Raw genomic sequence first — 18,472 nt, 5'->3', positions numbered from 1 at the left:
TGCAGGATTTTCTATTTTAATTTTGATATTCAAATAGGAATATTTTCTTGATATCTGGATGTAAACTAAGATACACTGGACTTGTTTTAGCTGTATTTTCGACAAACTCTTTTTCTTCCGGACTGTAAGAATGTGGGAATTTGAAGACGCAGAAAATCTCACCAATTCTTCTTGGTTCAAAATACATTGTTTTTTTCAATTCGCAAGTTGCACCTGTGATATCAATATTTCTATCCTTGCCCAAAACAACAAGTGAAGCGAATACACTCTCTGCCAATGCCGTTGCAAAAATATCTGTCGGTGAAAAATGCTCACGTACAGTAAAATCATTGGAAGGAACATACGTTGAGAAAACTTCACCGGAGGCTTCGTGCACAGATTCAATTTTTGATTCTCCTAAGTAAGTAGTTTTTGAAGTCATAACCGATAGTTTTTTAATTGTTTTTTCTGTAATAAATTTACATCATTTTTTTGAAATCCCGAATTCTGAATGTGAATAATTATTAAAATATGATATAATTTATGTCTACATAGAGAATTTAAAAATGGAAAATATCTTTTGCCATATTGTATGCACTCTCAAAGTGGAGTAGATTCTGATGAATATCCAATTTTTCTGATTGCATAAAAGTGAAAACCTTTTCTGTAGGCATATTTCCAACCAGATCATCTTTCGCCATTGGACAGCCTCCAATTCCTTTTATGGCACTATCAAATCTTCTGCAGCCTTCATCATAGGCAGCTTTCAGTTTGATGTAAGAATCCTCGTATCGGTTATGAAAATGTGCCCCGAAATTGATGCCCGGGTATTTCACAGGAATTTTGTTAAACAAAAGCGATATTTTTTCCACATCGCCAACGCCTGTTGTATCAGAAAGTAAAATATTTTTGATTCCAATTTCCTCAAAACGCTTGGCCCAAAAATCCACATCTTCCCATTTCCAGCTCTCGCCGTAAGGATTCCCAAAGGCCATCGAGAAATAGAGATTCAGTTGTCTGCTTTCAGATTTAGTAAGCTCCAAAATATTCACAACTTCTGTGAAAGCTTTTTCACGACTTTTATTTGTATTTCTGTGTTGGAATGTTTCAGAGATTGAGAAGGGAAATCCCAAAATGTCAACTTGCTCGTGAGTTAAAGCTTTTTCTGCACCTTTCAGATTGGCAACGATTACAGAAAGCTTGGTGTTGGAAAGCGATTTGTCGATTTCATCCACAACAATTCCAGAGTCCGCCATCTGGGGCATTGTTTTCGGGTTGACGAAGCTTGCGCAATCTAAAACATCAAAGCCCACTTCCATCAACCGGTTGATGTAGTCTATTTTCGTTTGCGTGGGAATCATTTCTCCCCAGCCTTGCATTGCGTCTCGTGGACATTCTGTTAAGAACATTTTATCATTTTTTAATTATTTGGGAGTGTCCTTTTGTCCCGATTTTATCGGAACAAGCAGGTCGCGCTTTCCGCTATATCTTTTTCTTTGCAAACCTTCATTCTTCAGGCTTACAAAGAAAAAGGATGCCGCTGCAATCGCTCAGGCGTGCAATTCGGCGTTCCAGTGCGACTCATTGGCGCTCACTTCGCTCGCACACAAATACATCCAAAATTTTGACAAATCACACTCATCAATCCTTCAGATATTATTTGTCGTTCACTGCATAAATATATAACTTTGCGGAGATATAGCAAATTATATGGAAAACATCCAATTGGACGGAGTTTGGAAAGAAAAGCTCCTGAACAGATTCATCAAATATATCAAGATATTTTCTACCAGCGATGCAGAAAGCGAAACTACACCTTCTACGGAAAGACAGTGGGACATAGCGAATTACCTTCATGAAGAATTGAAGGAATTCGGTTTGGAAGATGTAAGCATAGATGAAAAGGGATATGTTTTTGGATTTATTCCTTCTAATATTGAGGAAACTGTTCCACAAGTTGGATTCATTGCGCATTACGATTCTTCCCCAGATTTCAATGGTGAGAATGTGAATCCACAGATCTGGGAGAATTATGACGGAGAAGATCTGTTGCTGAACAAAGAAACAGGATTTACTCTGTCATCATCAAAATTCAAAGACCTTAAAAAATATATCGGACAAACCATCATCACAACAGATGGAACAACATTGTTGAGCGCTGATGATAAAGCTGGTGTTGCAGAGATTGTAACTGCGGCAGAATTTCTTCTGGCCAATCCACAGATCAAACACGGACGAATTTCTATTGGATTCAATCCGGATGAAGAGATAGGAAGAGGCGCGCATCATTTTGACGTAGAGAAATTCGGAGCAGAGTGGGCTTATACAATGGACGGCGGGGAAATAGGAGAGTTGGAGTATGAAAACTTCAATGCGGCTGGAGCAGTGATAAAAATCCATGGATTGTCAGTACATCCAGGTTATTCTTTCGGAAAAATGCTGAATGCAGGTTTAGTGGCTTCAGAATTTATCAATTCGCTTCCAGCGAATGAAACGCCTGCAACGACTAAAGGCTTCAAAGGTTTTTTCCATTTGACAGATTTCGAAGGTGATGTTTCCGAAGCTAAACTTCAGTACATTATCCGTGACCACGATGACCAAAAATTCGAAGACAGAAAAAAACTGATTTCGGGAAAAGTTGAAGAAATCAACAAAAAATATGGAGACAAAACTGCTGAGATAGAAATCAAGCCGCAATATCTCAATATGAAAAAGCAGTTCGAAGGCAAAATGCATATTGTTGATATTGCAGAACAGGCAATGAAAGATTCCGGAATCGAGCCGAAAATCAAGGCTATCAGAGGCGGAACAGACGGCGCCCAGTTGTCTTATATGGGATTGCCTTGCCCGAATATTTTTGCTGGTGGACACAACTTCCACGGACCTTACGAATTTGTACCTTTGGAAAGTATGATTGCGGCCGTAAAAGTGATTGTAAATATTGCCCAGTCGGTAAAATAATTTAATTTTAAATCAAATAAATTTCTGAATGACAATCAAAGAAAAACAACAAGAACTCATTGATGAATTTGCCTTTCTGGACGATTGGGAGCAGAAATATGAATATATCATAGACCTTGGGAAAGAGCTAAAAGGACTTCCTGAGGACAAAAAAACAGATGATAATCTCATCAGAGGCTGCCAGTCAAAAGTTTGGATCGATGCAGAGTTCAAAGATGGAAAATTGTTTTTCAATGCGGATTCTGACGGAATCTTGCCAAAAGGAATTGTTTCGCTTTTGGTGAGGATCTATAGTGGACATTCTACTCAAGAAATCCTTGACTCGGATTTTGATTTTATATCTGAAATCGGATTGCAGGAATTCTTGTCCCCATCCAGAGCCAACGGCTTAATGGCTATGACCAAGCAGATCAAATTTTACGCTGTTGCATTTCAACTAAAGAAGTAGGTGAAAAGAATTCTGGCATATCGTTTTTCTGCATTCGGAGATGTAGCCATGACAGTTCCCGTCTGCGTAGAGTTTCTGGAACAGAATCCTGATGTTGAAATTGTATTTGTGAGCAGGGACAATTTCAAAGATCTTTTTGACAAACATCCGAGACTGAAGTTCCACGGAGTCAGCTTCGATGATTATAAAGGGATTTTCGGAATCAGAAAACTGACGAAACAATTGATCAGACAATTTAACCCCGATTACGTTGCCGACCTACATGATGTGATCAGAACCAAAATGATCAATTCTATTTTTTTTAGACATGGTTTCAAAGTTTATCAGATCGATAAAGGAAAAGATGATAAAGAGCGACTTACAGATGTCTGGAATCTTGATAAATTTCAGCTGAAAAGAACAGTTGAAAGATATGCCGATGTTTTTCGGAGAATGGGTTTCAAGTTGGAATTGTCACATCAATTACGGCCTGAAATTGTCAATAAAAAAGATATTGGATTTGCACCTTTTGCACAACACAAAGGAAAGATGATGCCGGAAGAAAAATCTTTTGAATTGGCAAAAATCCTAGCAAAAACCCATAAGGTTTATTTTTTCGGAGGAGGAAAAGAAGAAAATGAGATTTTAACAAAATGGGAAAGTCAAATTCCAAACACCTATAGTTTATCAGGTAAATTATCGCTGAAGGAAGAACTTAAAAAAATTTCTGAACTGAAAGTTATGATCTGTATGGATTCTGCGAACATGCATTTGGCAAGCCTAATGGGAACTAGGTGTATTTCTGTCTGGGGTTCTACGCATCATTTTGCCGGCTTTCTTGGTTACGGACAAAGTGAAGATGATATTGTCCACGTTAAGGATCTATCTTGCAGACCTTGTTCTGTTTTCGGCGATAAAGAATGTTTCCGGGGCGATTATGCATGCCTGGAAGAAATTAATATACAGAATATTATAGATAAGGTATGAAGCTGAGTATTTGTATTCCTATTTATAATTTTGATGTCAGTGAGCTTGTTAATGATCTTTACAGCCAGATTGCTTTGGATAATCTGGATGCGGAGATCATTTTAATTGATGATGCTTCTAAAAAAGAATTCATTGACAAGAATAGAGCTCTGGAATCCAAATCTGATCAATTCATTTTCCTTAATAAAAATATAGGACGTTCCAAGATACGAAATCTATTTACAGAATATTCAGACTCAGAGTATTTACTTTTCCTGGATTGTGATGGAAAAATAATTGATAAAAACTTTCTCAAGAAATACTTTGATTTTATTAATGGAAAAAACCCCGATGTTATTTACGGAGGTAGAAAAGTAGATGAGAAGAAACCGGAATTGGAATTTGGTCTACGCTGGAAGTTTGCGACCGAGCGAGAAAATTTGCCGGTGAAAGAACGGATCAAAATGCCATATTCCAGTTTTCAGACCAATAATTTTATTGTTAGGAAAAGTATTTTGGAAAAAGTTCCTTTCAATGAGGGAATAACTCAGTATGGTTATGAAGATCTGATCTTCGCCAAAGACCTTTTTAAAATCAAGGTTAAAATTGAGCATATTGATAATCCGATTTTCAATAATGATGTGGAAACCAATGTCATTTTTCTTGCAAAAGCAGACCAGTCTGCGAAAAGCCTCTCTCAGTTAATCAAGAAAGATAAAGATATCGAGAGAATATCTAAAATAAAATTGGCCAAAGCTTATTTTAGATTAAAACGGACCGGAGGAATTTTTATTTATAGGTTTATCTATAAACTATCGAAGCCATATATAGAAAAAAAACTTCTAGGAGGACATGCATCTCTAAAAGCCCTTGATTTTTATAAATTGGGACAACTTATTGGTTATATGAATAAGAATTGATCTTGGGATACCCTAATCCTAACTCTAGTCTTATATTAGCTATGTTCAGCCACGTTGCTAATTTCAGCCCGAAATACCCGATCAACATCCCAAAAGTATTAAGAAATACATCATCGATGTCAGCTGTTCCTCTAGCTGTGTAAAGCTGTGCTAATTCTATCATTGATACCCAGGAGATAAACAGGCAAAATAACAAGGGAAGATTGTTGAGGCGCTTATCTAAAATGCTTAACCATCCGTATGGAATGAATACCAATATATTTCCTAAAATATTGACCATGAATTTCTGAGAAAAAAACTGATGATAATTGAGGAAGTATTGGATACTGTGAAAAGGATTTAATTGTAAAAACCCGAATTCAGGATGTCTTCCGCATCCATAGAACATCATATATAACAGAAAAATAGTGTAAAAGAAGATCAACACTGCATAATATCTTTTCATAGGTTTCCTTTTTAGGGGATTAGTAATTAAAAGAGTTTTATACCAACAAGGCGTAACAATTTTATCTTTTACAACTTATCAAAAATCTTTCCGTTAACTAAGAATTAAACAAGTGATTAGCTTTTTTATAAAAACTTTAACATTATGTTAAATGAGAAAATAGAAATTAACAAAATTTTAAGAAAGTGGGCAGTACAGGATTCGAACCAGTGACCTCTGCGATGTCAACGCAACGCTCTAAACCAACTGAGCTAACTGCCCAAAACTTTGACTTTAAAGAAAAAATCTCCCAGTTTCCTGAGAGATTTTGTGGGCCCTGAGGGATTCGAACCCCCGACCCTCTGGGTGTAAACCAGATGCTCTGAACCAACTGAGCTAAGAGCCCTGAAATTTTTTTAAAGGCTTCAGTATCCTTTTTTGTGGGCCCTGAGGGATTCGAACCCCCGACCCTCTGGGTGTAAACCAGATGCTCTGAACCAACTGAGCTAAGAGCCCGCAACGGTTTGCCGTTTTGAGTGGTGCAAATATACAACTTATTACTAAATCAACAAATTTTTTTCTAAAAAATCTCCCACTACAAAGTTGCTTCCGCCGATGAAGACCATTTCCCCATCTTTACAATTCTGTTTTGCAGAAAGATAGCCATCTTGGACGCTATTGAAGATTTTATAATTTAATTCAGATTTTTTCAAGAGATATTCATAATCCTCGGGATGCCTTCCTCGGGTGATGGTTGGTTTTACAAAATAAAATTCGGCTTCGGAAGGTAGCATTGGGATTACTTCATCTATTTTTTTATCATTGACGAAGCCAAGAACAATATGTTTATGCTGAGAATAACCTTTCAGTTGATTAAAAACTTCTTCCAAACCAGCTTGATTATGCCCTGTATCGCATATTGTTAAAGGCTCTTTTGAAAATTCATACCAACGACCAATGAAGTTGGTATTTCTGTGAACATTCAAAAGTCCGGATTTTAAATTTTCATCATTGATTTCAAATCCTTGATTTTTTAATTCATTTACCAAAGCTAAAACCACTTTGATATTCTTCTTTTGATAATTACCTTTCAAATCAGATTCTAAAGTCGTTTCTATTTTTGTTGCATCTACAAAAGCAGAACATGTTTTTTTGGCTTTATTAGTGATGATCTCCTTTACAGAAGGATTTTCGTCCCCGGAAATAATTTTAATATTTTCTTTTATAATTCCAGCTTTTTCTCTGGCTATTTCTTCAATAGTATCGCCTAAGATATTCTGATGGTCAAGCCGAACATTCGTAATCGCAGAAACCAAAGGTCTGATGATGTTTGTAGAATCCAATCTTCCACCCAGGCCAACTTCAATAATTGCCAGATCGACCTTTTGCTGATAAAAATATTCAAATGCCATTATCGTTGTGAACTCAAAAAAAGAAGGCTGAATTTCGGATGGCAATTGTTTTAATTTTTGAATAAAATCGTAAACAAATTCCTTATCACAATTTTTTCCGTCAACTTTGATCCTTTCTGTAAAATCAATCAAATGTGGCGAGTTGTAAAGCCCGGTTTTATAACCAGATTCCTGAAGGACCGAGGCCAGCATATTGCTTGTAGAACCTTTTCCATTAGTCCCGCCAATGTGGATGGTTTTGATTTTATCTTGCGGATTTCCGAAAAAATCACAAAGTTTTCTGATATTGTCGAGTCCGGGTTTGTAAGCCTTTTGTCCGTCAATCTGATAATTAGGAGCTTGAATAAAAAGCCAGTCAACGGCTTCCTGATATTCTTGTGAAGTCATATTTCAAAATGAAATACAAATTTAAAAATAAGGAGAAATCAATGGAAATTAATTTTGGAAATTTAGATAAAAAAAATTTTAACGGAATGAGGTTAGAAATTGATAGTGTAAGTTCCCTGGGAAATATTCTGAGACTTCTTTGCTTTCACATATTTTTTTGTCCAGATCACGGCTGCGGTAATATTACAGGCGTCTTTTATTCCACTACTTCGTCCGGCGTTGGTCACATTTCCTGCTTTATCAACGGTAATGAACATCACGAGCTGACCCTTGGTTTTACAATTATGAGAAGGTAGTTTTCCTGCTTTTCCCATCGTTCCGGGGATGAAAGCAGTAAGGATTCTGTCTTTTCCAATTTTAGTGATTTTGCCATCCTTTGAATCAGTTGTTTTAGAATCCTTTGTTTCTTCTTTTTTAGTGAGTTTTTTATCGTCTTTTACGGGGTTTTCTGTTGATTTTTTCTCTTCTTTAACTGGTCCTTTCTTTTCCTCATTTGGAGAAACTTTAGCAATAGAAACGGTGTCAGGAGGTAGAACTTCAACGTCCGGAACGTAGATTTCTTGTTTTACGACAGAATCTTGTTCTGGTTCTTCAATAACTGATTTTACAACCTCAGTAATTATAGGTTTTGGCTGTTCAGAGGCTTTGTAATAAAGAGAATTAAAGGAAAATAAAAGCACAAAAAATAACAACGCAACGACATAAAATGCAATTGGCAATCCGGATAATTTTTTTGTTCTTCTTTGGAATTCCATTTTCTAAGAAGGTTTATTGATGATATCCAAAAATTCGTTTGTATGATATTGGATTTTCATCAAAAGATAATCAACTTTCGAAACCAAGATATTGTGAAAAACATAAGATAGAAAACCGACCAAAAGACCGATTGCAGAAGGGGCTAGGGCTTTATAGAAATCAGCAGCAAGAAGATTCTGAGAAATCACAGAATCTGTTTTGGATATCGTTCCAAATGTAGAAGCTAAAATGAGAACACCACCAAGAAGTCCTAACATAGGCGCAGCACCGGAAAGCGTTGCTAGAAAAGTGATATTTTTTTCTGCTTTATTAAGTTCTATTTGGGCGTGCGTTTCCATTGCATTGGCAATTTCGCTTATTGGACGACCTAATCTATTAAGTCCTTTTTCTACACTCCTGGACTCTGGAGAATTGTCTCTTCTGCAAAAATCAACAGCGGATTGGATTCTTCCATCATTCAGAAGGTCATTCACGTTTTTCAATAAGTAGGGATCAACTCGATTTTCCCGATTGAGGGCGTATAGTTTCTGTCCAAAAAAAACAATGGCTGCAATTCCTAAAAATATAAGAATAATGATAATGGAAACACTAAGCAGACCTCCTCCAAAAAGAAATTCCCAAATTGATATCGACGATTGTTTTGCCATAGTTCTTAATTGTTATTACAGTTTCAAATTTATGAATTACCAGAGAATTAATCTGAACGGATTAAAGAAAACTTTACGAAATATGATTATTAATAGGAATGTTAAAAAACAATTTTATACGTTCCTTTGGATGACACATTCGCAGCTTCCGCTTTTACATATTGCTTCACCCAATTGATCGCAGTACTTGATACGCAAGGGTCAGAAACACCGCTTGACCGTCTTGCAGATGTTACCTTTCCGGATTTATCAACCGTATAAGAAATGGTAATGCTTCCACTTGCGGAACAATCGTGATTGGGTTGTGCCCCGCCTCTTCCCATCGTTCCTGGGATAAAACCGATTAATTTTCTGTCAACACCAATTAAACTGGTTCCATCTCCGTCACCTCCTAGCGGATCACCATAATTTCCTGGTCCTGTTCCGTTTCCTTGAGACCCGGATTTTGTTCCTCTTCCTTTCAGTAGGTTTCCGATGGCCGCATTTCCTTGCCCGTCTCCAGTTGCATTTTCTTTTTTGATGTCGCCTTTTGTATTGCTTTTTCCAGTAGTGTTTTTTGTGGAATTGGCAACGGCTGGAGAATTAGCTTTTTCGTTGGATTTTTTCGTTGTGATAGGCGGATTTTTTGTTCTCGTAGGTGTTGGGACTACATTTTCCGGAATGTCTTTTTCAGTTTTTTCTTTAGAGACTTTCGCAACTTCAGTTACGATTTCTTTTTCTTCCTTTTTCTCAACTATTGGAGCCGGACTGCCTTCTTCCTCCTTCGGTTCTTCTATGTCTTTTCCGTTTCTGTTATCACCATAGTTGATACGCATTTCCGTCAATTCAACAGGAATGATATTTTCGCTGTTAACAGCCGTTATTTTTTTTGATTTAATGAAAGAAGCTGGAAGACAAAATAAAATGGAAAAGATGAAGATCCCAACCACCAAAGCTTTGGTCAATGTAAAATCATAATGTTTCCGGTACTCGTAGGCACCGTAAGCTTTATGCCGGTCTTCGAAAATAATATCATCTAAATCCTGATACATAGGGAATAACTTGTTTGCGTTATAACTTATTATCTATAACGAATCGTAAATATAAATATTATTTTCTGAAAGATCAGTCGTCCACTTCTATCTCATCCGGACGGAAGTGACATTTTAGTTTGAATTCAATGGGATTTTCAGAACCCGTATAGAAGTCTGTGATTTTCCCTGTCCAGCAAAGCTGAAGGTCATCATTGTCGTTTTTATCAAATTTCAGCTCATTGTCAAACAAGAACGCTTCCTCATCATCAAAAAGGTCGACTTCTGTATAAGAATCATCATCCGTGTCCTCTACAGAAAAAGTCTGTCCTTCCAATTCTGATGTTGTAATTGGAAAATCAAAAATATTAAGAGAGATCTGAGGAAAATTGTATTGCAGAGAGTCGTCCTCAACGTGGTCTAAAGAATCATTCGTTATAACCTCAACTTCCAAAAAATTCTGCTTGTTGCTATAGACAGATTTGCAATAAGTACTGTCAATAAAATACTTCAGAGTTTCCTCTGGATGATAAATCTTTAATATTCCTTTCATTGTAAGGATAATGAATTATGAAATGATAAATTTTTAAATTGTGTCTAACAAAGATAAAAAATTGAATGAATGTGAAAAATTTTTGTCGATTATTTTTGAAAATAATCATAAAGATTGATGTAATTCTTGATATTGTGTTAATCTTGAGATGCAATACCCTTAAAAAATTGAGGTCGATTTTTTATGATCTTAAAATATTATCTTTACACTGCCTAAAAAAATTAAGAATGAAATCTTTTTACAAAATATTATTTTTTGCCGTTCTCCTTTTCTCGGTTTCCTGTAAAAAAGAAGATTCTCCAATGGTAAAGAATGTCGGGTTCAGCGTTTCTGATCTGGATTCTATCGCTGCAAATTATTACGAAGGATATCTGAAGTTTTATCCTCTGGAAGCTACTTCCCAAGGCGATGAAAGGTACAACGACCTTTTGCCAAATAATCTGAGCCAGGATTTTATCAAAAAAGAAATTGCATTCTATAACTCAGTCCATGATCAATTGAAGTCTGTGGATTATAATTCTTTGGATAATGACCAGAAAGTGGTTTTTGACGTTCTTGAATATACATTGATCGACAAGCAGGAACGTTATGCTTATCATCCGGAATATATTCCTTTCACGCAGTTTGGCGGATTGCCTTTGGATTTTCCGATGTTGGGAAGTGGAACTGGGATTCAGCCTTTTAAAACTGAAAAAGATTATGATAACTGGCTGAAAAGGGTGGACGAGTTTCCAATATGGATGGATTCGGCAATTGAAAACTTCAGATTGGGGATTAAAAATAATGTGGTTCTTCCAAAATCATTAGTTGTAAAAATGATTCCTCAGATGAAAGCCGAAGAAATCACAACATTTGAGATAGAAAAAAATATTTTTTACGGTCCGATAAAGAATCTTCCAAAAGATTTCAAACCGGTTATCGCGAACAAATATGCGAAGCTTTATCAGGATGCTATCAAAAGCAAATTGATTCCGGCTTATCTTAAAATGGCTGATTTTCTTGAGAAAGAGTATCTTCCAAAATCCAGAACGACAGATGGTTATAATGCTTTACCAAACGGAAATAATATCTATGCTTATTACGTGAAAAGCTGGACAACAACAGATAAAACACCAGACGAAATTCATAAAACAGGACTCGCTGAAGTTGAAAGACTTCGTAAAGAAATGGAGAAAGTGAAAAATCAAGTTGGCTTCAAAGGTTCTTTGGAAGAATTCCTGAATTTTGTAAAAACTGACCCCAAGGCAATGCCTTATAAAACATCAGCTGAGGTCTTGGCGGGCTTCCAATCGATTCTAGATAAGATTACTCCGAAGCTGAAAACAATGTTCAATGTAACGCCAAAAACACCTTTCGAAATCCGTCAAACCGAAAAATATAGAGAAGCCAGCGCCAGCGCAGAATATATCCAGGGAAGTCCGGATGGAAAACGCCCAGGGATTTTTTATACACCAATTCCTGACCCGAAAAAATTCAATGTGACTTCTGGGATGGAATCTCTTTTTCTCCATGAGGCAATTCCTGGCCATCATTATCAGATTTCGCTTCAGCAGGAGAATTTGAAGTTGCCTAAGTTTATGAGATTCGGTTGGATTGGAGCTTATGGCGAAGGTTGGGCTTTATATTGCGAATCGCTCGGCCCAGAGTTCGGGCTTTACACAGACCCATATCAGAAAATGGGTTCTTTGAGTGACGAGATGTTGCGCGCTGTTCGTTTGGTTATCGATACGGGAATCCATACTGGGCAGATGTCACGCGAAGATGCCATCAAATATTTCTTGAGCAATGTTGCTTATGATGAAGCCGGAGCAACTGCTGAAGTTGAGCGATATATGGCAATGCCGGGACAGGCTTTGAGTTATAAAACCGGTGCAATGAAAATAAGAGAATTGAGAAACAAATATCAAAAAGAGCAAGGAAAGAAATTCAATCTGGCATCTTTTCACGACGAAGTTTTGAGCCAAGGTTGTCTTCCATTAGAGGTTTTGGAAAGAAAAATGAACCTTTGGGCGAAAAGTGTGAAATAATGAAAAAGCATATAAAAAGAAGACTAAGACACACTAAATACATCTTTTATCAAGAAACTCTTATTGATTTCAAAGACCATTTTTGGTCGTTTCTTGGTGCTTTTTTCGGAATCGGATTGATTGCATTTCTTCAATCTCAACATTTCTCAGAGATTGAAAACGTCTTTCTAATTGGCTCTTTCGGCGCATCTGGTGTTTTGATTTATGGTGCTGTAAACAGTCCGCTGGCACAACCAAGAAACCTGATTGGCGGACACGTTTTGTCAGCTTTGATAGGTATTACGGTTTTTAAATTTTTACCGGAAATTCTTTGGCTGAACGCTTCTGTCGCAGTTGCTTCTTCCATTGTTGTAATGCAAATCACAAAAACGATGCATCCGCCAGGTGGGGCAACAGCTTTGATTGCGGTTCTTCCGTCAGATAAAATTCAGGACTTGGGATATTGGTATGTTTTGTCGCCAGTTTTGAGTGGCGCGTTGATTTTATTAATTGTTGCCTTGATTTTTAATAATATTCCAAAAGGTCGAAAATATCCACATCGAATTCGTCAATCCAAATATGTTCATATGAGGAGAATGATGAAAAATAAAGATTAAAACTATGATAATAGAAAGCCTGAAATCTCTTTATAATAGAGATTTAAACAAATTAAAACTTGAAATCGAATCTTATAAAAGTGAAGAATCAATTTGGAAAATCGATAAAAATATTTCAAATTCTGCTGGGAATCTTTGCCTTCATTTGGTCGGGAATCTCAGTACTTACATCGGTGCTGAACTTGGAAATTCAGGATATGTGAGACATCGGGATTTAGAATTTTCATCGAAAGATATTCCTAAAACTGAACTTCTAGAAAAAATTAAATCTTTGATAGAAATTGTTGATTCTACACTCAATCAATTGTCGGATGAAGATTTGAAAAAAGATTATCCAACAGAAGCATTAGGCTATAAAATGACAACAGGATATTTTCTAATCCATTTGCTTTCTCATTTGGATTATCATTTGGGACAGATCAATTATCACAGAAGGCTATTAGATATTTAATTATTTCTCAAACAACATTTTAGTCAAAAAATCCTTCTCTTGACTTCCTCTCGCCGGCGAATATTCCCGTCCGTAAAAAATGATTTGAAGATGTAATTTGTTCCAGACACTTTCGTCCCAAAGATTTTTTGCGTCTCTTTCAGTTTCGACAACGTTTTTTCCTTCGGTCAGTTTCCATTGTTTCATCAATCTGTGGATATGCGTATCGACAGGAAACGCTGGAAAACCAAATCCCTGACTCATTACAACAGAAGCCGTTTTGTGACCGACACCAGCCAAACTTTCCAATTCTTCATAAGTCTGAGGAACCACGGAATTGTATTTTTCCACCAGAACTTCCGCCATTTTTTTCAGGTTTTTCGCTTTGGTATTTGTGAGTCCAATTCCATTTAACAATTCTTTGATTTCTTCAACGCTCAGCTTGGCCATTTTTTCAGGCGTATCAGCAACAGCAAAAAGTCCTGGCGTGATTTGATTCACTTTTTTGTCTGTCGTCTGTGCAGAAAGTGCCACTGCAACCATCAGAGTATAAGCGTCTTTGTGTTCCAGGGGAATCGGAACTTCTGGATATAATTTTTCTAATTCTTCCTGAACTATTTTTGCTCTTTGCTTTTTCGTCATTTTGATGGTAACTTTGTCGTACAAAAATAGAAATTATGTTGAAGGTTGGCGATTCTTTACCGGAATTTATCGGAACAAATCAAAACGGAGAACAAATCGATTCTCAAAAACTGAAAGGCAAAAAACTGATTGTTTTCTTTTATCCGAAAGCGAGTACGCCAGGTTGTACAGCAGAAGCCTGTAATCTGAGAGACAATTATTCGGTTTTGAAACAGAAAGGTTATCAGCTATTGGGGGTCAGTGCGGATTCTGTGAAACGTCAGAAAAATTTTAGTGATAAAAATGGATTACCGTTTGATATGATTGCAGATGAAAATCACGACATCATTGACAAATTCGGAGTTTGGCAGCTGAAGAAGTTTATGGGACGGGAATTTATGGGAATCGTGCGAACGACTTTTGTTTTTGATGAAAAAGGGATTTGCAGGCAAGTCATTGATAAAGTGAAAACTAAAGACCACGCAGCTCAAATTTTAGACTAAGTAAATATTCATCTGTAGAAATTATAATTGTCACTCTTAATGATTGTTAATTGAATACCAATAAACTCCTTTATGAAGAAATATTTTTTATTATACTGTATCTTGGTTTTCCAAATCTCTTATTCTCAGACTTTTAAAAATGATTCTGTAAAACAATTTATTGATAAATCTTTTGCATTAATAAAATCACATTCAATAAATGTTGAAGATTTGGATAGGATTAAAAATGAGTTATATTCAAAATCTGCAAATCTTTCTTCTGTTGATGAGTTGGCACCTTTATATGAGGGTGTTTTTAAAGAATTAAATGACCATCACGGTGGTTTAAAATATAAGGGTAAAACATATGGCTGGAAAAAACCATTAGTTTCTAACAGTTCTTATTTGAAAGAAAAGATAAAGACTGAAAAGACAGTTAAAAGTAAAGTCATTGATAAAAAATATGGATATATCCGGATTCCGGGCAATAATGATTTTTCTTTTAAAAAAGTTGATAGCATTTCGGATGATATCATTTCACACATCAATGCTGTTAATTCGAATAAAATTAAAGGCTGGATTATTGACCTAAGATTGAATACGGGAGGAAATATGTATCCCATTCTTCTTGGTTTGAAGAACTTCATTGGAAATAATTTGGTATTTGGAGGCTTTAACGATGCCAAGAATCAATCTAGTGGAAAATGGGAGATTTATCAGGATAAAATGTTGATTGACGGGATTGAGCTAAATAGTAAAACGACTTTAAAAAATTCTTTAAAAGAAGCTGTGCCAGTAATTATTTTGACAAGCTGCTATACTGCAAGTGCCGGAGAAATGACTGCTATTTCTTTTATTGGAAGAAATCGGACTTTTATAGTTGGAGAACCAACTGCAAATTACACTACCGCCGTGCAAGGTTTTAAAATCAATAATATTGCTGGTATTAATCTGTCTACAGACTATGTGATAGATAGAAATCAAAAGATCTATAAAAATAATATAATACCTGATTTTGAGATTATAGGCGGCGATGATTTGGAAAATCTAATGAATGACCATAAAATTATTAAGGCTTTACAATTATTAAAAGAGATAAATTAGAGATTGCCAACAATATCACCGAGATTACAGAATAATTATTTTATAGGAATCCAAATCTCTTCCTCTGCAGAATCATCATTCGGATTGTAATCGTCTCGGAAAATCTCAAAATGTGGTCTGTTATCAATCTCAAATTGATTTTCCGGAATGAAATTTTGAAAAATATGTCTGAAAATTTCCGGTCCGTTTTCTGCTTTACCTTTGTAGTTGAAAACCAGATATTTTCCACTTCCTAATTCAAACGATTCAAAATCATTTGGAATATTATCGAAATCGGAAACTTCAGCCAGAGCATATTTTCTGAAAGACTGATTAGGCGTAAAATGCTCAGGATAGATTTGAAGCGAAAATAATTGACTGGAAATTCGGTTTGTGATCTCACTTCTTCTCATCATAAATTTTCTCCACACAATTGGCGTTTTATCTTCCTGAAAAGAAGTTGTAATGCTGAAACCAACTAGTTTTTTTTCTTCAATAATTTCGATGCGATGAGGTAAATTCATTATTATAAATTCAGTTCATAAAGATTCAAATCTGCATCGTCATTCGGGATTCTAACAACTTCTTTGAAACTCAATCCAAGTTTTTCAATCAATTTGATTGAGGAAAAATTCTCCGGCAAAGTAATCGCACTGACTTTTTTTATTCCGAAATCATTGATTCCAATATCCATCACTTTCTTGGCAGATTCGTAAGCGTAACCTTTGCCTTCATATTCTTCCAAAAAGGCAAAGCCGATGTCAACGCCATCAATTCCTTCTCTGTCATACAAACCAACAGTTCCGATTTTTGTATTATTTTCTTTCAGAATTACAACAGCATTTCCAAAGCCGAGACGTTCGATTTGAGGAAGATTTTTTTCCCGCACATAATTTTCGGCATCTTCTATATTATGAATATTTCGGTCACCAATATTCTTTAGCCATTTTTCTGTGTTTACCAATTTCAACAGAAATTCGGCATCGTCCAAATCAACAAATTTGATAATGAGACGTTCTGTTTCGTAAGTTTTTGACATCGATTATTATATATTAAACCACATAGACACATAGAAACGAATTGTAAAACTAATAAAAAGATCAAATAGAATTGTAAATTATCTATCTAATCTAAATCCAGGACGAAAAAATATGTGTCTATGTATTGAAAAAGATTATTGGTATAAAAAATTAATTCTCATAATACCTCAATTCCTCATTGTCATCTGGAAAAATGACATATTTTTTGAATTGAAATCCAAGCCTTTCAATTAATTTTTGAGAAGAAATATTCTCGTCAGAGGTCATTGCTGAGATTTTTGTCAAACCGAAATTGGTAGCGACCAATTCTTTCAATTTCGAAGCTGATTCATAAGCAAATCCTTTTCCTTCAAAATCCGGAAAAAAAGAAAAACCAATGTCAGGAACTTCGATTCCATCTCGAACAAATACGCCAACAGCGCCGATTTTTTTGTTGAGCTCCTTATGAATCACAACATAATTTCCGTAGCCTAATTTTTCAATATGAGGTAAAAATCTTTCCTTAATATATTGTTCAGAATCTTGTTTGGTACGGAGATTTCGGTCGCCAATGTGTTTGATGAATGATGGCAGATTATACAATTCCAAAAAGAAATCTGCATCGTCTACGTCGGCGAGTTTCATTTTTAATCGTTCGGTTTCGAAGGTTTTCATTTATCAAAAATATAAAATTTAAGGAACGATAACCGTAAAAATATAAGCGAGTAGATTGACCAAAAGTACAACACCGTAAAGAATGTTTGTTTTTCCTCGGTTTAAAGATAGCATCACGGTGTAAAGTGATAATGCGAGTAAAACCATCGATTTGATGTCTAGTCCGAGCAATAATGGCATTTCGTAAATAATTGAAACTACCGCAACACACGGAATTGTCAATCCAATACTGGCGATTGCAGAGCCCAAAGCCAAATTCAAACTTGTCTGGAATTGGTTTCTTCTTGCTGCTTTTATCGCTGCCATACCTTCTGGTAAAAGGACAACTGCTGCAATGATAACACCAACTAATGCTTGTGGCGCTCCCAAATTATGGACCATACTTTCGATTTGAGGAGACAGTGCCTTTGCGAGAAAAACTACAACACCCAAACAGATGATCAGAAATATCAGGCTCATTGTGCTTTCGAAATTGGTTGGTGGTTCCGCGTGTGGTTCATCGTCATTCTCCGGTAGAAAATAATTTCTATGTCTTACCGTTTGAACCATTAGAAATGTACTATAAATAATTAATGAGGCAATTGAGAAGAAGATCAACTGCGCTTTGCTAAATGTTGCAGAAAGTTCGGTGGTGGTATAATTTGGTAAAATCAAAGTCATTACAACAATTGCAACGAGACTTATCAAAGCCATATTACCAGAAGTTCGTGCGAAGAATTGCTCTTTGAATTTGATTCCGCCGAGAAGAAGACAAGCGCCGAGAATTCCGTTTAAAATCAACATTACTGCAGCGAAAACTGTGTCTCGGGCTAATTTGTCGGTTTCTTTTCCACCGGCAACCATTAAGGAAACGATCAGTCCGACTTCCAAAACGGTGATTGCTATCGCTAAAATAATAGTCCCGAATGGCTCGCCCACTTTATGCGCTACGACTTCGGCATGATGAACAGCCCCTAAAACCGACGTGATGAGTAGCAAACCGCCCAAGCCGGCCAGCCATCCATTATTATCAACAAGACCGAAAGAATAATAAGCAAGGGATAATAAAGGGAAAATGTAGGACCAGTGAAGTAAAGATTTTAAACTCATAAAAAATG

The 18,472-nt window shown here is 36.1% G+C and carries 22 protein-coding genes and 3 tRNA genes; 9 read left to right on the top strand and 16 right to left on the bottom strand.

Features of this window, described 5'->3' with window-relative positions; genetic code table 11:
• Positions 1-16: 16 nt before the first annotated feature.
• Together BLT30_RS10665 and BLT30_RS10660 are read right to left on the bottom strand one after the other, a co-directional pair.
• Entirely contained in the window at positions 17-421 is a 405-nt protein-coding gene (locus BLT30_RS10665; protein ID WP_089873515.1) for an OsmC family protein, read from the bottom strand.
• Between the two features lie 118 nt (positions 422-539).
• Positions 540-1,388, bottom strand: a complete 849-nt coding sequence (locus tag BLT30_RS10660; RefSeq protein ID WP_089873514.1) for a beta/alpha barrel domain-containing protein — start codon at positions 1,386-1,388, stop codon at positions 540-542.
• A 301-nt stretch (positions 1,389-1,689) separates the two neighbouring features.
• Here BLT30_RS10660 and pepT point away from each other — a divergent pair, with 301 nt between their 5' ends.
• From pepT to BLT30_RS10640, 4 genes are read left to right on the top strand one after another with little or no spacing between them, the layout of a single operon-like run.
• A complete protein-coding gene (gene pepT / locus BLT30_RS10655; protein WP_089873513.1) occupies positions 1,690-2,940 on the top strand; it encodes a peptidase T in 1,251 nt (416 codons plus the stop codon).
• A gap of 28 nt (positions 2,941-2,968) precedes the next feature.
• Positions 2,969-3,388 (top strand): SufE family protein, encoded by a 420-nt coding sequence (locus tag BLT30_RS10650; protein ID WP_027383098.1) that lies wholly within the window; start codon positions 2,969-2,971, stop codon positions 3,386-3,388.
• Positions 3,389-4,354 carry a glycosyltransferase family 9 protein gene (locus BLT30_RS10645; protein ID WP_245707162.1) on the top strand — a complete coding sequence of 322 codons (966 nt, stop codon included), beginning with the start codon at positions 3,389-3,391 and terminating at the stop codon, positions 4,352-4,354. It begins immediately after the preceding gene.
• Entirely contained in the window at positions 4,351-5,253 is a 903-nt protein-coding gene (locus tag BLT30_RS10640; RefSeq protein ID WP_089873512.1) for a glycosyltransferase family 2 protein, read from the top strand. The genes BLT30_RS10645 and BLT30_RS10640 overlap by 4 nt, the downstream gene beginning before the upstream one ends.
• On the opposite strand, the gene BLT30_RS10635 is transcribed toward BLT30_RS10640, so the two are convergent.
• The 9 genes from BLT30_RS10635 to BLT30_RS10595 form a co-directional block, all read right to left on the bottom strand.
• Entirely contained in the window at positions 5,228-5,698 is a 471-nt protein-coding gene (locus tag BLT30_RS10635; protein WP_089873511.1) for a VanZ family protein, read from the bottom strand. The two genes, BLT30_RS10640 and BLT30_RS10635, sit on opposite strands and share 26 nt — an antisense overlap.
• Before the next feature lie 186 nt (positions 5,699-5,884).
• A tRNA-Val gene (locus tag BLT30_RS10630) sits at positions 5,885-5,959 on the bottom strand.
• Positions 5,960-6,008: 49 nt separating this feature from the next.
• Positions 6,009-6,083, bottom strand: a tRNA-Val gene (locus BLT30_RS10625).
• 35 nt (positions 6,084-6,118) lie between these two features.
• A tRNA-Val gene (locus BLT30_RS10620) sits at positions 6,119-6,193 on the bottom strand.
• A 44-nt stretch (positions 6,194-6,237) separates the two neighbouring features.
• Positions 6,238-7,476 carry a bifunctional folylpolyglutamate synthase/dihydrofolate synthase gene (locus BLT30_RS10615; protein WP_089873510.1) on the bottom strand — a complete coding sequence of 413 codons (1,239 nt, stop codon included), beginning with the start codon at positions 7,474-7,476 and terminating at the stop codon, positions 6,238-6,240.
• A gap of 92 nt (positions 7,477-7,568) precedes the next feature.
• Complete coding sequence (locus tag BLT30_RS10610) at positions 7,569-8,231, bottom strand: hypothetical protein (RefSeq protein ID WP_089873509.1); 663 nt, start codon at positions 8,229-8,231, stop codon at positions 7,569-7,571.
• Between the two features lie 3 nt (positions 8,232-8,234).
• Positions 8,235-8,879 carry a MotA/TolQ/ExbB proton channel family protein gene (locus tag BLT30_RS10605; RefSeq protein WP_089873508.1) on the bottom strand — a complete coding sequence of 215 codons (645 nt, stop codon included), beginning with the start codon at positions 8,877-8,879 and terminating at the stop codon, positions 8,235-8,237.
• A 101-nt stretch (positions 8,880-8,980) separates the two neighbouring features.
• Positions 8,981-9,910, bottom strand: coding sequence for a ferric siderophore ABC transporter substrate-binding protein (locus BLT30_RS10600; protein ID WP_245707161.1), 930 nt, complete (start codon positions 9,908-9,910; stop codon positions 8,981-8,983).
• Between the two features lie 73 nt (positions 9,911-9,983).
• Complete coding sequence (locus tag BLT30_RS10595) at positions 9,984-10,442, bottom strand: hypothetical protein (protein ID WP_089873507.1); 459 nt, start codon at positions 10,440-10,442, stop codon at positions 9,984-9,986.
• A gap of 227 nt (positions 10,443-10,669) precedes the next feature.
• Here BLT30_RS10595 and BLT30_RS10590 point away from each other — a divergent pair, with 227 nt between their 5' ends.
• Genes BLT30_RS10590 through BLT30_RS10580 form a run of 3 tightly spaced genes read left to right on the top strand, consistent with a single transcriptional unit; the run spans position 10,670 to position 13,516 of the window.
• Positions 10,670-12,469 (top strand): DUF885 domain-containing protein, encoded by a 1,800-nt coding sequence (locus BLT30_RS10590; protein WP_089873506.1) that lies wholly within the window; start codon positions 10,670-10,672, stop codon positions 12,467-12,469.
• Positions 12,469-13,065: an HPP family protein gene (locus tag BLT30_RS10585; RefSeq protein ID WP_089873505.1), complete on the top strand. Its 597-nt coding sequence runs from the start codon at positions 12,469-12,471 to the stop codon at positions 13,063-13,065. The genes BLT30_RS10590 and BLT30_RS10585 overlap by 1 nt, the downstream gene beginning before the upstream one ends.
• Before the next feature lie 4 nt (positions 13,066-13,069).
• Positions 13,070-13,516 carry a DinB family protein gene (locus BLT30_RS10580; RefSeq protein WP_089873504.1) on the top strand — a complete coding sequence of 149 codons (447 nt, stop codon included), beginning with the start codon at positions 13,070-13,072 and terminating at the stop codon, positions 13,514-13,516.
• Here the strand turns inward: BLT30_RS10580 and BLT30_RS10575 are convergent, their stop codons facing one another.
• Positions 13,517-14,137, bottom strand: coding sequence for an endonuclease III domain-containing protein (locus BLT30_RS10575; RefSeq protein WP_089873503.1), 621 nt, complete (start codon positions 14,135-14,137; stop codon positions 13,517-13,519).
• A gap of 35 nt (positions 14,138-14,172) precedes the next feature.
• Here BLT30_RS10575 and bcp point away from each other — a divergent pair, with 35 nt between their 5' ends.
• A complete protein-coding gene (gene bcp / locus BLT30_RS10570) occupies positions 14,173-14,619 on the top strand; it encodes a thioredoxin-dependent thiol peroxidase (protein WP_089873502.1) in 447 nt (148 codons plus the stop codon).
• Between the two features lie 72 nt (positions 14,620-14,691).
• On the top strand, positions 14,692-15,702 hold the full coding sequence (locus BLT30_RS10565) for a S41 family peptidase (protein ID WP_089873501.1): 1,011 nt from the start codon (positions 14,692-14,694) through the stop codon (positions 15,700-15,702).
• A gap of 35 nt (positions 15,703-15,737) precedes the next feature.
• Here BLT30_RS10565 and BLT30_RS10560 read toward each other — a convergent pair whose 3' ends face one another.
• From BLT30_RS10560 to BLT30_RS10545, 4 genes are all read right to left on the bottom strand, one after another.
• A complete protein-coding gene (locus tag BLT30_RS10560) occupies positions 15,738-16,205 on the bottom strand; it encodes a GyrI-like domain-containing protein (RefSeq protein ID WP_089873500.1) in 468 nt (155 codons plus the stop codon).
• Between the two features lie 2 nt (positions 16,206-16,207).
• Positions 16,208-16,720 (bottom strand): GNAT family N-acetyltransferase, encoded by a 513-nt coding sequence (locus tag BLT30_RS10555; RefSeq protein ID WP_089873499.1) that lies wholly within the window; start codon positions 16,718-16,720, stop codon positions 16,208-16,210.
• A 151-nt stretch (positions 16,721-16,871) separates the two neighbouring features.
• Positions 16,872-17,345, bottom strand: coding sequence for a GNAT family N-acetyltransferase (locus tag BLT30_RS10550; protein ID WP_245707160.1), 474 nt, complete (start codon positions 17,343-17,345; stop codon positions 16,872-16,874).
• Positions 17,346-17,393: 48 nt separating this feature from the next.
• Positions 17,394-18,464 (bottom strand): calcium:cation antiporter, encoded by a 1,071-nt coding sequence (locus BLT30_RS10545; RefSeq protein WP_089873497.1) that lies wholly within the window; start codon positions 18,462-18,464, stop codon positions 17,394-17,396.
• Between the last annotated feature and the right edge of the window lie 8 nt (positions 18,465-18,472).

Origin of the sequence: Epilithonimonas hungarica, from assembly GCF_900102265.1 — a bacterium.
Classification (GTDB): Bacteria; Bacteroidota; Bacteroidia; order Flavobacteriales; family Weeksellaceae; genus Epilithonimonas; species Epilithonimonas hungarica.
The sequence above is the reverse complement of the archived record's forward strand: the minus strand, read 5'-3'. Positions and strand labels throughout refer to the sequence as shown.